The sequence below is a fragment of the Aureibaculum flavum genome (assembly GCF_016406085.1).
Classification (GTDB): Bacteria; Bacteroidota; Bacteroidia; order Flavobacteriales; family Flavobacteriaceae; genus Aureibaculum; species Aureibaculum flavum.
Genome location: NZ_JAEHFJ010000013.1, coordinates 65,093 through 81,625, shown reverse-complemented (window position 1 = coordinate 81,625; position 16,533 = coordinate 65,093). Strand labels below are relative to the sequence as shown.

Annotated in this window: 11 protein-coding genes; 6 read left to right on the top strand and 5 right to left on the bottom strand. The window is 32.7% G+C overall.

Annotated features, from left to right (window positions below; translation table 11 throughout):
- The first annotated feature begins 137 nt into the window (after nucleotides 1-137).
- The 3 genes from JBL43_RS18535 to JBL43_RS18525 all read left to right on the top strand — a co-directional run bounded on the left by JBL43_RS18535 (nucleotide 138) and on the right by JBL43_RS18525 (nucleotide 4,422).
- Complete coding sequence (locus JBL43_RS18535; protein ID WP_198842856.1) at nucleotides 138-953, top strand: TPM domain-containing protein; 816 nt, start codon at nucleotides 138-140, stop codon at nucleotides 951-953.
- 25 nt (nucleotides 954-978) lie between these two features.
- Nucleotides 979-1,929: an MBL fold metallo-hydrolase gene (locus JBL43_RS18530; RefSeq protein WP_198842855.1), complete on the top strand. Its 951-nt coding sequence runs from the start codon at nucleotides 979-981 to the stop codon at nucleotides 1,927-1,929.
- A 276-nt stretch (nucleotides 1,930-2,205) separates the two neighbouring features.
- Entirely contained in the window at nucleotides 2,206-4,422 is a 2,217-nt protein-coding gene (locus JBL43_RS18525; RefSeq protein WP_198842854.1) for a DUF7133 domain-containing protein, read from the top strand.
- A gap of 7 nt (nucleotides 4,423-4,429) precedes the next feature.
- Here JBL43_RS18525 and JBL43_RS18520 read toward each other — a convergent pair whose 3' ends face one another.
- A complete protein-coding gene (locus tag JBL43_RS18520) occupies nucleotides 4,430-7,216 on the bottom strand; it encodes an outer membrane beta-barrel protein (RefSeq protein WP_198842853.1) in 2,787 nt (928 codons plus the stop codon).
- A gap of 183 nt (nucleotides 7,217-7,399) precedes the next feature.
- Here JBL43_RS18520 and JBL43_RS18515 point away from each other — a divergent pair, with 183 nt between their 5' ends.
- Nucleotides 7,400-8,587, top strand: a complete 1,188-nt coding sequence (locus tag JBL43_RS18515) for a CynX/NimT family MFS transporter (protein WP_233098830.1) — start codon at nucleotides 7,400-7,402, stop codon at nucleotides 8,585-8,587.
- Nucleotides 8,588-8,660: 73 nt separating this feature from the next.
- Here the strand turns inward: JBL43_RS18515 and JBL43_RS18510 are convergent, their stop codons facing one another.
- Genes JBL43_RS18510 through nirB form a run of 4 tightly spaced genes read right to left on the bottom strand, consistent with a single transcriptional unit; the run spans nucleotide 8,661 to nucleotide 14,025 of the window.
- Nucleotides 8,661-10,478, bottom strand: a complete 1,818-nt coding sequence (locus tag JBL43_RS18510; protein WP_198842852.1) for a sensor histidine kinase — start codon at nucleotides 10,476-10,478, stop codon at nucleotides 8,661-8,663.
- Nucleotides 10,479-10,498: 20 nt separating this feature from the next.
- Nucleotides 10,499-11,080 (bottom strand): DUF4202 domain-containing protein, encoded by a 582-nt coding sequence (locus tag JBL43_RS18505; protein WP_198842851.1) that lies wholly within the window; start codon nucleotides 11,078-11,080, stop codon nucleotides 10,499-10,501.
- Between the two features lie 30 nt (nucleotides 11,081-11,110).
- Nucleotides 11,111-11,491 (bottom strand): nitrite reductase small subunit NirD, encoded by a 381-nt coding sequence (nirD, locus tag JBL43_RS18500; RefSeq protein WP_198842850.1) that lies wholly within the window; start codon nucleotides 11,489-11,491, stop codon nucleotides 11,111-11,113.
- A 23-nt stretch (nucleotides 11,492-11,514) separates the two neighbouring features.
- On the bottom strand, nucleotides 11,515-14,025 hold the full coding sequence (nirB, locus tag JBL43_RS18495; protein ID WP_198842849.1) for a nitrite reductase large subunit NirB: 2,511 nt from the start codon (nucleotides 14,023-14,025) through the stop codon (nucleotides 11,515-11,517).
- Between the two features lie 136 nt (nucleotides 14,026-14,161).
- On the opposite strand from nirB, the gene cobA reads away from it, so the two are divergent.
- The gene (gene cobA / locus JBL43_RS18490; RefSeq protein WP_198842848.1) at nucleotides 14,162-14,938 is read left to right on the top strand and encodes a uroporphyrinogen-III C-methyltransferase; all 777 of its coding nucleotides are present in this window, start codon (nucleotides 14,162-14,164) and stop codon (nucleotides 14,936-14,938) included.
- A gap of 187 nt (nucleotides 14,939-15,125) precedes the next feature.
- Nucleotides 15,126-16,532 carry an MFS transporter gene (locus JBL43_RS18485; RefSeq protein WP_198842847.1) on the top strand — a complete coding sequence of 469 codons (1,407 nt, stop codon included), beginning with the start codon at nucleotides 15,126-15,128 and terminating at the stop codon, nucleotides 16,530-16,532.
- Nucleotide 16,533 lies beyond the last annotated feature (1 nt).

The following is a 16,533-nucleotide window of genomic DNA, read 5'->3' as shown; positions in this document are numbered from 1 at the left end:
TATAAAGATTATAAAAGTAATTGTTATTTTTATGAAATACAATTTTCACTTAATAGAGTTGAGCTAAATACGCTAATAATGTGCGTACTTTTTAGTATATTGCAGGTTCAATAATTTTTATTCTCCACAAGAAGAATATGCGAATAATTCAGAAAAAACAGTTACTTTTTTTAATTACATGTATTTTTATATTTGTTGTAATTGACAACTCATATTCGCAAACCGATATTCCTCCGAAACCATCATTTATTCCTCCTGTTATTGATAGTACAAATACACTGTCAAGTAATGAAAAACAAGTATTATACGATAAGTTGAAAATCTATAATGACACCACTTCAACAGAGATATTGGTGATGATTATAAATAGCACTTATGGAGAAGATGTTGCTATGTATGCAATAAATTTAGGGCATAAATGGGAAATTGGAGGTAAAGGAAAGGATAATGGGGTTGTTGTTCTAGTTGCAAAAGATGATAGAAAATTGTGGATTGCTACAGGTTATGGAGTGGAGCATTTATTAACGGATGCACTTTCCAAAAGAATTGTAGAGCAGATTATAACGCCTCAATTTAAACAAGGAAATTATTATGAGGGATTAGATAGAGCTACTTCTGCAATTATGCAAATCCTCAATGGTGAATATAAAGGTACTCCGAAGAGTGATGGAGGAGATGGCATTCCTGTTGTATTTATTATCATTTTTGTTATTGTTTTGCTAATTATACTTTCTGGTCGAAATAAACGAAATGGCGGAAATGGTGGGAATAAACGAAATGGAGCTACGCAATCAATATTAGAAGCTATTATTTTAAGTCGTGCTGGCCGAGGTGGATTTGGTGGTGGCAGCTTTGGAGGCGGTGGCTTTGGCGGTGGCTCTAGTGGTGGTGGTTTTGGTGGCTTTGGCGGCGGTGGCGGTTTCGGCGGTGGTGGTGCTGGCGGTAGTTGGTAAGAAACGAATTGTTACAATGTAATTTATGAAAAAAGGTATCATATCTGTAATTATTTTGATTACTCTTTTTTCCTGTAAGGATAAAGTTGATGAAAAGTCTACAGTTCCAGCGAAATCAAATAATCCTTATATTTTAGTATTAGGTAATGCTCAAGATGCCGGTTACCCTCAAATTGCTTGTCAAAAAGAATGCTGCAATCGGGTAAGTCTAAACCCAGAATTAAAAAGATTTGTGAGTTCTATAGCTGTTGTTGATCCCATTTCAAATGAAAGTTGGATTTTTGATGCTACACCCGATTTTACTGCCCAAACTAAACTTTTATCAAGATATGTAAAGGATAAACCCTTGCCTGATGGCATCTTTTTAACTCATGCTCATATTGGGCATTATACAGGGTTAATGTTCTTAGGTAGAGAAGCTCTTGGAGCGATAAAAATGCCCGTTTTTGCAATGCCGAAAATGCAACAGTTTTTGACAGAAAATGGACCTTGGAGTCAATTAATAGAGCTCGAAAATATTGATGTAAAACCCTTGCAGAAAGACTCCATTATTATATTGAATAGTAGAATTTCAGTACAACCTATTCAAGTTCCACATCGTGATGAGTTTTCTGAAACGGTTGGTTTTATTATTAAGAATCAGCATAAAAAGGCACTCTATATTCCTGATATTGATAAGTGGGAAAAATGGAATAGAAAAATAACAGATTATATTAAAGAAGTTGACCTCGCCATAGTAGATGCCACCTTTTTTAAAGAAGGAGAAATTAACAGAGATATGAGCGAAGTGCCACATCCTTTTGTTGAAGAAAGTCTGGCATTGTTTGAAAACCTATCTGAAGGCGACAAAATGAAAGTCTTTTTTATTCATTTTAACCATACAAATCCATTATTAATTGAAGGGAGTGATGCTCAGAAGTTGGTTCAAAATAAAGGGTTTAATATTGCTAAACAGGGTTTGGTGATTTCGTTTTAATTTCTCCATAATATTAAATCACAAGATAAAACACTCCTGAGGTCCCCTCTAGGTGATAATTTTCGCAATTAGAATTCATAAAAACAATGAACTTAGTTTATAAGAACTTAAAGTAGGTTGAGTTTATTCAAAATATAATCGATTACGATTGTCCCTTTGACGGGACTTTAGGGGTGTCCGTCCAAATTTAGACGCTACATTATCGTATAAGTCAAAGTATTTCTATTAATTTGTATTACAATTGTAAAATTCCCATTAACTCACCCTGTTTAATAAATGAAATTTTTATCCTGTCTTGTTTTCTGTCTTGTTTTATTAAGTTGTAAACCTGTATTTGAGGAACCAGTTATCGCATTAGATGATTATAAAATAGAGGAAGGCTTTACTTTAGAATTAGTAGCTTCTGAACCCTTGTTAGACGCTCCTGTTGCTATTGATTTTGACAATAAGGGTCGTATTTGGGTGGTGGATATGCCTGGATTTATGAATGGAGAAACGGACCCTATTGCTTCTATTAAAATTTTAGAAGATTTAGATAATGATGGCGTAGCTGATCATGCTAAAATTGTTCTAGATAGTTTAGTTATGCCAAGGGCATTAGCTTTAGTTTATGGTGGGTTATTATATGCTGAACCGCCTAATTTATGGTTTGCTGAAATTGAGAATGATCAACTAAAAAATAAAATACTAGTTGATTCACTATACGCTCCTGATGGAAATCCAGAACATCAACCTAATGGTTTAATAATGAATATTGACAATTGGATTTATAGTGCTAAATCTAATTTTAGATATCAGAAAAAACATGGTAAATGGATAAAAGAACCAACATCTTTTCGTGGGCAATGGGGCATTACAAAAGATGATTTCGGACGACTTTATTTTAATGATAATTCACGGCAGCTATTAGGTGATTATGTATTGCCAAATTTGTTAATTAGAAATAAATTTTATACCCCAAAAGAAGGGCTAAATAAAGTGTTGACAGATAATCAACGAGTATATCCATTATATCCAACACCCGTAAATCGTGGTTATGTAAAAGGAGTTTTAGATAAGGACAGTCTACTTGTTCATTTCACTGCGGCTTGTGGACCTTTAGTATATCGTGGTAATAATTTTTCTGATAATTATAACCAGAATGTTTTTGTTTGTGAACCGGCTGCCAATCTGGTGAAAAGAAATATTTTAACTTTTAATGGTGTATATACGGAGGCCAATCAGGCATACCAAGATAAAGAGTTTTTAGCATCAACTGATGAAGGGTTTAGACCTGTTAATTTAAGTAATGGACCTGATGGAAATATGTACATTGTAGATATGCACCGAGGTGTTATACAACATCACGTGTACTTAAGCCCATATTTAAAAAAGAAATCTAAAGAAGAAAAGTTAGACTCATTAGTTGATTTTGGACGTATTTTAAAAGTTTCAAAGACTGGAGTGAAAAACAAAATATTGCCTGATTTAAATGGTTTATCAAATGAAGCATTGGTGAATTTATTAAAAAGTGAAAACGGCTGGTTAAGAGATAGAGCTCAACAATTAATTATTTTAAAAGGAGATAAGAGAATTATAAACTTATTGAATGAGTTGGTGCAAGAAGTACAATCTCCATTGGCTCAGCTTCACGCCATGTATGCATTACAGGGTTTAGATGCCTTAAGTTTTGAAGCACTTGTAGATATCGCTAAAAATGGAAATAGTGAGGTTGGTGCACATGCTGTTATTTTATTAGAAGATTATGTTACGAAAGAAAATACAAATGCTGTTTCTCTGGTCTTCAAAGAGCTAATTGGTAAAAATAGCATTACGATTGACTTTTATTTAAGTGCTGTAATTGGCAATTGGGCTACTTTAAATAAAGAAGCATTTTTACCTTTTATTGAAATGTTATCTGCAAAATATAAAAACCACAAAATTTTTCAAGAAGTATTGGTCAGTGGGTTTTCTGACGCTACTGTTGATTTGCAAGAGGAATTGATTGAAAAGGAGAATATTAAAAATACTTTATTAGCGGAGGTATTAACCAAGAATATAAAACAGTTTGAAAATAAAAAGCCGAATGTATTGTATGTTAAAATAGGCCCAACAAAAGATGCACGGACAAATGGAGCCAATTTGTATCGTCAAATTTGTGCTGCTTGTCATAGTTCTGGTGGTGAAGGGATTGAAGGATTAGCTCCGCCGCTATTAGATTCAGAGTATTTGAAGTCAAGTATGGAAAAATTGGGACTTGTTTTACTTCATGGATTAGAAGGACCTGTTACTATTCATAATACCGTTTATAATTTTAATGGCACAATGCCTGGCTTAATTGATAACACGAATATTTCTGACAACGATCTACATGATATTATTAATTATATAACCAGTGCTTTTACTAAAAAACCAAGTTCTTTAAGTCTTGAGAAAATAAAGGAACTTCGTAACCAGAAATCAAAGAGTGGATCAGAATTTACAGAAGCTGAGCTTAATGCAATTTTTAGGTAAATAAAATCTAGAATCGTCTAAATCTCCGACCTTTTCTTACTTCACCTGCTTTGCCAAGTGTATTAAATTTGTAACTAAACCCAATCATAAAGTATTGTTGTAAAACAGTACTCTGTGAATCTTCAATGTAGTTTTCATTGGTAAATCTTCTTGCATTGGTGTTCTGATTTAGTAAATCGTAAGCTTTTAAACTAATCATACCCTTATCTTTCATAATAGAATAAGATACTGTAGAGTTCCAAAACCAAGCACTTTTCTGAAAACCATCAGCAATATTAGGATTGTAAGTATAGGTTATGTTATTATTCCATTCCAATTGTTTAGGTATGGTTGTAGTTGTTTCAATACCTAACCAATGCGTTACAAATTTTGTGTCATTAAATTGATCAATATCAAAAGTGTTGTTAGCAAAAGACAAACGATAATTAGGTCTTATTTCGAAAAGGTCTTTCCATTCAAATGTAAGAGACATATTAGGTGTAATAGTTGTATTTTTAGAAGCATATTTTACTTCATTATTAAAATTTATATTTTTATTTGTATTCACATTTAGGCCTAATCGAAGTTTAATCGTTTTTACAGAATCTATTTTTATCGATTTGTTAAAACCACTACCAATACCTAATTGATAGGTGCCGTTAACATTGGCGTAGGTAGTTGACCTTAAAAAATTTTCATCAATTGTGGTTTTGGCAATAACTTGATTATTAGTTAAACCTGACCATAAATAGCTGTAAAATCCAGATCCTTTTTGAAAATCAAAACTATTAAAATTCATATTGATACTATGTTCGTTAGATGGAACTAGATTCGGATTTCCTATTCTAATATTTAACGGATTTGAGATGTCTGTAAAGGGTTGTAATTGACTTAGCTGAGGTACTCTACTTCTTAAGCTATAACGAAATCCAAATGATTTTTTAGAACTGAATTGATATCTAAATCGTGATGAAGCTGAAAAGGTGTTGAAATTTCTTTTTAAATCAAGCTCTGGTCTTAAAACGTCTTTATTTTCCAACACTCGATATACATGAGAACCTCTCAAATTAAAATAAATTTTATCTTTTCTATAATTTAATCGAACACCTTGATCGCTCGTTTTGTTTAGATATTCATAGTTTGTGCTTAAATCAGTATTAAAATCTGTAAAATCTTGTGCAGTATCGTTAAAGTCATACGTACTTTTAATATTCTCATTTTTATCTCTGCTATACTCATGTTGTAAATCGATATAGAATTCTTTACCTATTATGGGTATTCGAAATGTAAGGTCTGTATCAAAACTATTATTGTCATTTTTACCATCAGTGTACTGATCTCTCGTTATCGTTTCAGGTGTGTTTCCATAAATTTCAGTTTGAGAATTTAGAAAGTCTTCGCTTGTATTAGAGCGAAATTCGTTGTTTAATTCAAACTTTAGAAACGAACCTTTATTGCCGAATTTTTTGGTAATACTGAATTCATTTTCAAAACTTTTAGCGGTGCTTTCGACGAAAGATTCTGTAGTAGATTCATTCGTTAAAACACTATTATCATCACTTGAATTTTCGTATTCATCATATTCTCTTTTGTTTGTTGAATACCCAATTGATGGTTGAATGTTGATGTATAATGTAGTATCAATATTTATTTCAAATTCTAGATTTGCTTTATGATTTTCTGATTGATTGGATGATGTGGATTCTGAACGCGTAAAATACCTTTCATCGGGTAAAATATTTTCCCTTTCTTTAGAACTTTTATCATCTGAATTACTGTTAGAGTAAAAGTAGTCAGTAGATATATCTATCTTTTTTCCGATTTTATCAGCATAGTTAAATCCGGTATTTTTAGAAGTTGTAATTCCTTGACCACCTCCAAAAGATCTTCCACCTATTGAAAAGGATGTTTGTCCGCCTGGTCCCATCCGGTAAGAAGTATTTCCACCTCCAAACATTTTTTCAATTTCTCCAAAACTAAAGCCTAATGAGTTAATATTATTACCACCTGCTAGTACACTAATTCTCCTATCGTTATTAAAATAATTAAACATACCGGCACCTTCCCAGCGTTTGTCAGTACCACCACCTGCTGAAACACGTCCAAAAATACCCTTATTATTTTCTTTGGATATGGTTAAATTTATAGTCTTATCATCACCGGTACTTTCCTCTCCTGTAAAGGCTTGCGATTTTGTTTTCGTATCTGTAATTTGAATTTTTTCAATGATATCTTTAGTTAAACTCCTTGTGGTAATAGTTGGGTCATCACCAAAAAAGGGTTTACCATTCACTAGTATTTTGCTTACCTCTTTTCCATTCACTGTTATTTTTCCATTTTCATCAACTTCTACACCCGGTAATTCTTTTAATACATCTTCAACATTAGCATCTTTTTTGGTTTTAAAAGAACTCACGTTAAATTCTAAAGTATCCTTTTTTATAGTAATTGGCGATCTAGATTTTATAAGCACTTCATCTAATAAATTGGCATCCGCTAATTTAATAGTTTGCAAATTTATTGGAGTATTTTGATAGTTAATTAGTTTAGTATACGTTTTAGATCCAATAAATGAAACGTTAATTCTGAATTTTTTCCAAGACGATTTTCCTTCTAATTTAAAATTTCCATTTTCATCTGTAATAGTGTACGTAACAAGAGTACTATCTTTTGCTCGCTCTAAATATACAGTGGCAGATTCAAGTGGCGTATTGTCGGTTTCGGATACAATAGTTCCTGAAATTTGATAAGGTTTAGATTGGGCAAAAATAGCGACAGTGCATAGGAATACTATGCAGGTAATAAGATTTTTCATTATTGGGTTGATAATGGATTGAAAAACAAATAAACGTAAATTCATTTCAGTGAACTAAATATTTAGTTTAAAGTTTTGTTAAAAAAATCTTAAAAGTGGTTTTGATAGTTATGCAGAAATGAATGATTAATTGTCGATTAGGTTTAATACTTTCGCACTTCTATTTTTTAGAATACTATGTCAATGACAGATTCAATGAATACTACATCAAAATCAACCAATATTTTATTGTTAATAGGTATTTTGTGTATTGCACTAAATTTACGTCCCGCTATTGCTGGAGTTGGTCCCTTAGTTGATGATATTAAATTGGCTACAGGTCTTTCAAATGCGATGTTAGGTTTATTAACCACGTTACCTCTTATTGCTTTTGGTGTCATTTCAATGCTTACGCCTTTGTTTACAAATCGTTTTGGTATTGGTAAAACCTTATTTGGAGCCATGATACTCTTAATAATCGGAATTTTGGTACGGTACATTGAAGGCAATTTTTTTCTTTATTTCGGAACACTACTATTTGGAATTTCCATTGCTTTTGGTAACGTATTATTGCCGGGTATAACAAAACGTAATTTTTCTGAAAAGTCAGGGTTAGTTACCAGTTTGTATTCTGCAGTAATGGCTGTAGGTGCTTCATTGGCCGCAGGTGTAAGTGTACCGCTGACGCATATAAAGGGGGTAGGCTGGAGAGGATCACTAGTGGTTTGGGCACTCTTGGCTTTTTTAGCGGCAATCATTTGGTTCCCACAAGTTAACAGATTAAAAAGGCCTCCCATAAAGAATGATTTTATAAAAGCGATGAAATCACTCACCAAATCTAGATTGGCTTGGCAAGTCGCCATTTTCATGGGGTTACAATCATTAACCTTTTATGTAATTTTAGCTTGGTTACCGGCTATTTTAATTAGTAGAGGTTTTGATCCTGATTATGCAGGTTGGATGCTTTCTTTATCGCAAGCAACTGGAATTTTAGCTTCATTAATTGTACCCATTATTGCAGGTAAAAGAAAAGATCAACGGAGTATTGTTTGGGTGTTGATTATTATGGAAATCATTGGAATTATTGGACTTATGTTACCTCAATTTGGTGGCGTTGCTATTTGGGTTTCTTTAATTGGATTCGTATTAGGTGGTTCTTTTGGGTTGTCATTACTCTTTATCGTTTTGCGATCGCATAACACTGCATCGGCAACTGAATTATCTGGTATGGCACAATCAATTGGGTATATAATTGCCGCCACAGGGCCTTTTATTTTTGCTAGTATTTTTGATTTTACAGGAAGTTGGGTGTATGCACTTATGTTGTTGTTGGTAGTATCAGTATTGAAATTATTTTCAGGATTATATATAGGGAAACCAGGTGAGGTGTAATTGGTAGGTAAAGAAGAAGTTCAGTATGCTAATAGCTTTTGAAAACAACCTTTTATATACATAAGATTTGTATTTAAGTTTTATCTAACTTAATATTTAGGGTGATATTTGTCCCTTCACCAATTACAGAGTTTATAAATATTCTACCATTAATATATTTAATACGTTCTTCCATAAATAATAAACCCATACCTTTTTCTGTATTTGTTTTAACTTGATCAATGTCAAAACCAATACCGTCGTCTGCTATGGTTATGCTCATGATATCTGAGCTATGATTTATGGAAACAAAAATATAATTGGCTTTTGCGTATTTAATGGCATTGTTTACGGCTTCCTGAGTAATTCTATACAAATTGGTCTCTGTGAGGGAATCTAATTTAATATCAAAATCCGTTTTATTTTGAAATACAATGTTTTTCCCTGTAAGTTTTGAGAGTTGAACAGTTAATGTCTGTAGAGCAGAAGAAATACCTAACTCCGTTAATTCTGGTGGAACCAAATTAAAAGTTGCCATTCTAACACCTTGAATAATTTCTTTAGAAAGGGCCTTTAAGTTTTCAATTTTTTTAAGAGAAACTTCAATATTATTCAAATTGATAGATTCTGCATTAAATTTTAATGCGGTTAGCATTTGGCCTATACCATCATGAATGTCTTTGGCAATTCTTTTACGTTCTTCTTCTTGAGCTTCAATAATTTTACTAGAAAGAATCTTTTGTGATTCTATTTCCTCTTGATATTTTTCTTTAGAAATCCGTTCTAGTTCAGTTTCATTATGTTTCCGTTGTGTAATATCCGTACATAAAATCAGTGTTTTTTGTTTTAAATTTACTCTTTTTAGCGGAATGATAGACATGTCTAACCATAGGTCTGTGTCGTCTTTAGTTTTTATTTGAACTTCACCTGTCCATATTCTACCCTTGTTTTTTAAAAGTTCTTTTAAATACATTTGTTGCCCAAGGTCAGTAGTAAGTAATTCTTCTAAGGCTCCTTTTATAGTATTGGTAGAAAGTCCTAATAGGTTTTGTAGCTTCTTACTCATGTGTAAGATAGAACCTTCTGAATTAGTGCTAACGAACAATACGGCATTATCAATAGCGTAATTTAATTGCTGTAATTCTAATAATGATTCTTCTTTAGCAATGTACATTTCATTTAGCTGTTTGGTTTTTAAAACAGCTTCTTCCTTAGTCTTCAATAAATCGTTAATTGTATCTTTTATTTTTATTGAAAAAGGTCTGAATAGAAGGAGGATCTCAAGAGCAAGAATTAGTAAAGCAACTACTAGTAATAGTGTTTCTAAGTATTTTAATTTAGTAACCTTGGCTTTACTTATTTCGTCATATTTAAAAACAAGAGCATCCATTGCTTTTAAAAATTCACCTTCATTAATTAAGATAGTATTGATTTCGTCTTTAAGTAAAGTGACTGATGAATTAGGTTGTTTTTTTAATTTTAATACTAAATTTTCAACAGCTTTTTTAATGGGTGAGAAATATAGAGCAACCTCAGAAAACATAGTTAGTATTTCTTTATTACTTTCTTTAGGTAAACTTAATTTTTGGTTTCCATCAATTAGACCATCGTGAGAAGATGACCAAAGTTGAAATGTTTTTTTAATTTGATTAATTTTTTCTATTCTTTCGTCTGAAATATCACTGTCGTTTATGAATAAAACCTCCTTGGTTAATTTCTGGCTTAACATACGTTGTCTGCCAGCAATATTTATAACTCTTGAATCATTTGTTTGAGTACTAATATGATTCTGAATTAAGATTTGGGAAATTATAATGGTAATGGCTATTGCCAAAAAGGCAAGCAAATATAACTTTCTTAGTTTTTTGAAAATAACACTATCGAGTATGTTGTTATTTTTAGGTTTAGACACAAAGTTAAATTTATGATGAATTAAGCTAAGGCTTTTTGTATGAGTTGTATTGAGTTTTTTGAGAAGTTAATTTTCATTGCTTCATCATGACCTTTTTCAGACATTTTTGCCCAAGTTTTCTTTAAGATATCTATGAGTTTTTCTTCAGAATATTTCCCAGAAAAAGTCTTGAAATAATAGTCTAAAAATACCAAACAGATTACATCTTCTAATATCTGAGTATCTTTATTTTTTTTAAGTTGTTTCTTCTTTAAAAGAAAAGCAACTGAATTTATGAATTCTTCTTCATAGCCTACGTTTTTTAAAATTTCTGATGCTGTTTTAGCATGAAATACAGAGAGGTCACTTCTCCAAGTTAAATACCCTTTTCTATTCATTTCATAAGAATCTCTTGGTATTTGCCATCTACAAATATGCTGACATCTAACAGCCAATTTTAAAGCATAAGATGCATTTGGCTCAAAAAGAGCTAACTTTTCAGTCATTCTTTGAGCATAAAGTAATTCCTTAGGGTACGTTGTGCCGTTCCAAATTTCTTTATTTGGATCATCTGAATTTGCTTTGTCAAATAATGCTATTGCATTTTCGTATTTTGTATTCACAGTTTTATAAGAAATGATTGTACCTCAAACTTATTCAGAAAATCCGATATACACAAAGTTATCCTCAATTTTCACTGGATAAGTAGCAATAGAATCTAAATCTCCGTTTAAATTTTCACCTGTGTCTAAAGAAAATGTTTTTTTATGCATTGGACAGGCTACTTTTGGAGTTCCCATATCTTCCCCAATCATACCGCGAGATAGTACCATTTCCATTTTGTGTGGACAAAGGTTTTGACACGCATACCATTTGTTCTCTCTAGAAAAATTAAAAACAGCTATTTGTTTGTCTTTATATTTTACACATGCACCTCCGTTTTTGGGAAATTTGTTGATTTTGGCAGCTTTAAACCAAACCTTAACACGCTCTAATTGTACCGTGCTATAATCTTGTAATAGTGTATCTAACATTGTATTGTTTTTTATTAGGAAACTTATGCCCAAGGAGTTGGCATTTTTTGTTCTCTTAGGTTAACAAATTCTATATTTTTATCTTCTTCATCAGAATTGACAAAATGAGTGTATCTCGCTCTTATCTCTGGATTTTCTACCGCTTCAGTCCATTCGCATTTATAGGTATCTACCATAAACTGCATTTCTTCATCCAATTGCTTAACAATACCTAAACAATCGTTTATTACTACATCTTTTACATAGTCTATGCCTCCTTCAAGCTTATCTAACCAAGCAGCGGTTCGCATCAAAGGCTGTGCGGTACGTATATAAAACATTAAATATCGATCTACATATTTAATAGCAGTTTCCTTGTCAACTTTTTCGGCTAGTAACACAGCATGTTTTGGGTTTGCACCTCCATTACCACCGATGTAAATATTCCATCCGCCTTCTACTGCAATAAAACCAAAATCTTTTCCTCGTGCTTCAGCACATTCACGGATACAACCAGACACACCACCTTTAAATTTATGAGGAGAACGAATACCTTTATATCTGTTTTCGATTTCAATAGCAAAACTTACACTTTCATCCAAACCATATCTACACCATGTAGACCCCACACAGCTTTTTACCGTACGTAATGATTTTCCATAGGCTTGTCCTGTTTCAAAACCTTCTGCTATAAGTTCTTCCCATATTAATGGAAGTTCATGTAGTTTTGCTCCGAATAAAACGATACGTTGACCACCAGATATTTTAGTGTATAAGTCATATTTATTTGCTATTCTTCCCATAGCAATGAGTTGTTTTGGGCTAATTTCTCCACCAGCAACACGTGGTACTACAGAATAGGTTCCGTTACGTTGAATATTAGCTAAATATCTATCATTAGAATCTTGAATTGTTTCCTGTTTGTTAGCCGTTTCATTAAAAATACTTGCAAATAATGAGGCTGCTAATGGTTTACATGTTTCACATCCAATACCCGTTCCATGTGTATCTAAGAGTAGGTCAAAATCTTTTATCTCTTTCATTTTAACGATATCGTACAATTCTTGACGCGAATAATCAAAATGTTCACAAATACGTTCTTTTACAACTTTACCAAGAGATTTTAAGGTCTCTTTTACTAAATCGTCAACCATGGGTTTACAGCCACCACAACTGGTGCTTGCTTTCGTTGCTTTAGCTACATCTTTAAGGGTTTCATTACCATCATCTGTAACAGAACAGCAAATTTGACCTTTCGTAACATTCTCACAAGAACATACAACAGCGTTATCTGGTAAATCCATTGCACTACCAAAGGCTCCGCCTTCATTTGCAGGTAGTATTAGTTGAGATGGGTCTTCAGGAATAGGCATGCTGTTTAAATACACTTGGTGAAGCATATTATAGTCAGATGCATCTCCTACTAGAATTCCACCTAATAATTTCTTACCATCAAGACTTACGTTTATTCTTTTATAAAGGTGTTGTGTTTTATTTTCAAAAATAACAGAGTGTCCTTTGGCTGCAGGCATAAATGGTTCTCCAAAACTGGCAACATCTACTCCAATCAATTTTAGTTTGGTAGACATGTCTATTTCTGCCGCCATTACAATTTCTTGTTTTCCTAAAATTTGAGATACAGCAACATTTGCCATTTCATAGCCAGGAGCTACTAATCCATAAATCATTTGATTGTAAAGTGCAACCTCGCCAATAGCATAGATGCTTTTATCTGATGTTTGCATTTTATTGTCTACCACAATTCCGCCACGAACTCCCATTTTTAAGTCACATGATTTTCCAAGTTCATCTCTCGGGCGAATACCTGCAGAAATTACTAGCATTTCAACATCTAAAATATCATCTTCTCCAAACTCCATTCCTGTTATGGCATGTGCTCCTAAAATTTGATTGGTAGCTTTGCTTAAATGTATGTTTAAGCCAATAGACTCTAGTTTCAATTGTAATACTTGACTACTTCTAGAATCTAATTGTCTCGGCATTAGTTTTGGGGCAAACTCAACAATATGTGGTTCTAATCCCATATCCATAACAGCTTTACCCGCTTCTAAGCCTAACAAACCTCCACCAAGAACTGCGGCCCTTGCATTTGGATTCTTATCTTTTAATTTTGCAGCATAAGCAAGCATTCCTTCTAAGTCTTCAATTGTTCTATACACAAAGACACCTTCCTTTTCTACTCCTTTTATAGGAGGGACAAAAGCAGAAGACCCAGTGGCCAGTACCAAATAGTCATATGAGAACTCACGATTTTTAACCGTTGTTATTTTTTTGTTAGCTCTATGAATGTCTGTTATGCGTTCGCTAATGATTAATTCAATATTATTTTCAATATACCATTCTGCAGGTGCCATCTCAAGTGCTTTTGCGTCTTGGTTTGCAAAAAATTCACTTAAATGAACTCTGTCATAAGCAGGTCTTGGTTCTTCTCCAAATACAATTATTTTAAAGTCTTTACTTTCTTCATTAGCTACAAGCTTTTCACAAAATTTGTAACCTACCATTCCATTTCCAACAACTATTACGGTTTTCATACTTAGTATATTTCAATTTCTACAAAGCAAAAATAAGTATAAATACGTAATTATAATAAAAATATACGTAATATTTGAGTTCGAATACGTATTATTGTGGAATAATAAGTTTTACCCACTTAAATTATACATATTTATGAAAAATGATAAAATAACTTCGAAAGTTATATTAGTAGGAGCAGGACCGGGAGATAAAGATTTATTAACTATAAAAGGATATAATGCCATTAAGCAGGCAAATATCATATTGTATGACGCTCTAGTAAATAAAGAAATACTTAGTTATGCTAATAAAAATGTACCCTGTATATATGTGGGTAAAAGAAATAATAATCACAAATATTCTCAAGATGATATTAATGAAATGTTGGTAACAAATGCAATTAAATATGGAACTGTTGTACGTTTAAAAGGAGGCGATCCATTTGTTTTTGGTAGAGGTAGTGAAGAAATTGATTATGTTGAAAGTCATGGTATAGAAACAGAGTTAGTACCTGGGGTAAGCAGTGCTATTGCAGTTCCAGCTTCTCAAGGCATACCCTTGACTAAGAGAGGTGTTAGTAATAGTTTTTGGGTGATCACTGCGACTGTTTCTGATGGAAGTTTGCCTAAAGATTTTGCCCTTGCTGCACAGTCTTCTGCAACTATAGTGGTGTTAATGGGCTTACGTAAATTTTCATTGCTTATCGATGAAGTAAAGAAATATAGACAAGGTTATACTCCTTTTGCTGTAATACAGAATGGTACTTGTGTCGATGAAAAGATAATGACAAGTACAATTAATAATGCTGCTAATATTGTTGAAGAAATAGATTTGAGCGTTCCTGGAATTATTGTTTTTGGTGATGTTGTATCTGAAAGTACTTCGTTTATGGATGAGGAAATTCAAAGAGTATTAGAGTTGTCTTTGTAGTTACTAATTTCATATTGCTAAGTTGGGCATTTTGATTTTATTAAATACTTATTTTAATCGTGCTTAAATTTAGAATAGTATAAAAATGAGTAATAATACGTAATTTTGTATATATTTAATTGCGTATAAATACGTAGATATTTACATTTGTAACATGTTTTGTTATTAATCTTGTAAATATTTAATTATGACTTCGAATTATTCAAAAGCCAGTAAATTAGAATTATTAAACTTCAAAAGTATTTCTACCAGAACATTCTGGATCACCTCAGTAGCATTTTTCTTGTGTTTCTTCGCTTGGTTTGGTATTGTACCTTTTATGCCAGATGTAGTTAGAGATTTAGGTTTGAGTCCTGAACAAAAATGGAATTCAATTATTTTGGCGGTAACAGGAACGGTGTTTGCCAGATTGGTAATTGGTAAATTATGTGATAAATATGGACCAAGACTCTGTTATACATGGTTGTTAATGTTAGGGGCAATTCCCGTAATCTTAATAGGATTTGTGCAAACTCCTTTGCAATTCTTAATCTGTAGATTGTTTATTGGTTTTATTGGAGCTTCTTTTGTTATAACACAGGTTCATACTTCTATAATGTTTGCATCAAATATTGTGGGTACTGCAAATGCGACTTCTGCAGGATGGGGTAATTTAGGTGGTGGTGCTAATAGATTGGGTATGCCAATAATTGCGGCAGCTGTAATTAGTTTTGGCCTGGCCGATGAGGCTAATGCTTGGAGATATTCAATGGTAATTGCTGGTGTTGTTTGTTTTCTAATGGGGATTGTTTATTACTTTTTCACGAAAGATACGCCTGCTGGGAATTTTAAAGAATTAAAAGCAAAAGGTGAGTTTGTGGCATCTAAAAAAGATCAAGTAGGTTTTAAAGAAGTCTTATCTGATTATAGAGTGTGGATTTTATTTTTTGTTTATGCAGCCTGTTTCGGAATTGAATTAACAGTTTATGGTACCATGGATGATTATCTTCAAAATACTTTTGGCTTAACAAGGTCTATGGCAGGTAATATTGTTTTGTCTTTTGCCTTGATGAATATTTTTGCTAGAACATTGGGTGGCTTTTTTGGAGATTTGTTTGGTAAATCAAGAGGACTTAGAGGAAGGGTGTTATTTTTATCTTTTATCTTGGCATTAGAAGGTGTAATGCTTTCCATATTTTCTACAATTACGTATCTACCTCTTGGTATATTATTTTTAATTGCTTTTAGTTTGACAGTGCAAATGGCAGAAGGGGCAACTTTTTCTGTAGTGCCATTTATCAATAAAAAAGCTATAGGTTCAATATCAGGAATAGTAGGGGCAGGTGGTAATGTAGGTGCTTTTTTAGCAGCTATGTTGTTGAAATCAAAATCGGCAGTAGCCGAGCAAGCTGCTATTGCTTCAAATCAGGGAATGGGGGCAGAAGCTATTGAAATGGCTCAAGGTCACGCTTCTTCTTTAGCAGTTTCTAGTGGTTATTTTATTATTAGTTTATTAATAGTATTGGCAGCTGTATCCTCATTGGCCATTAAGTTTGCCACAGAAGAGAGTAAAAGTAAAGTTGAACAGTTAGCCGTGGTATTGGCTGATAAATAAA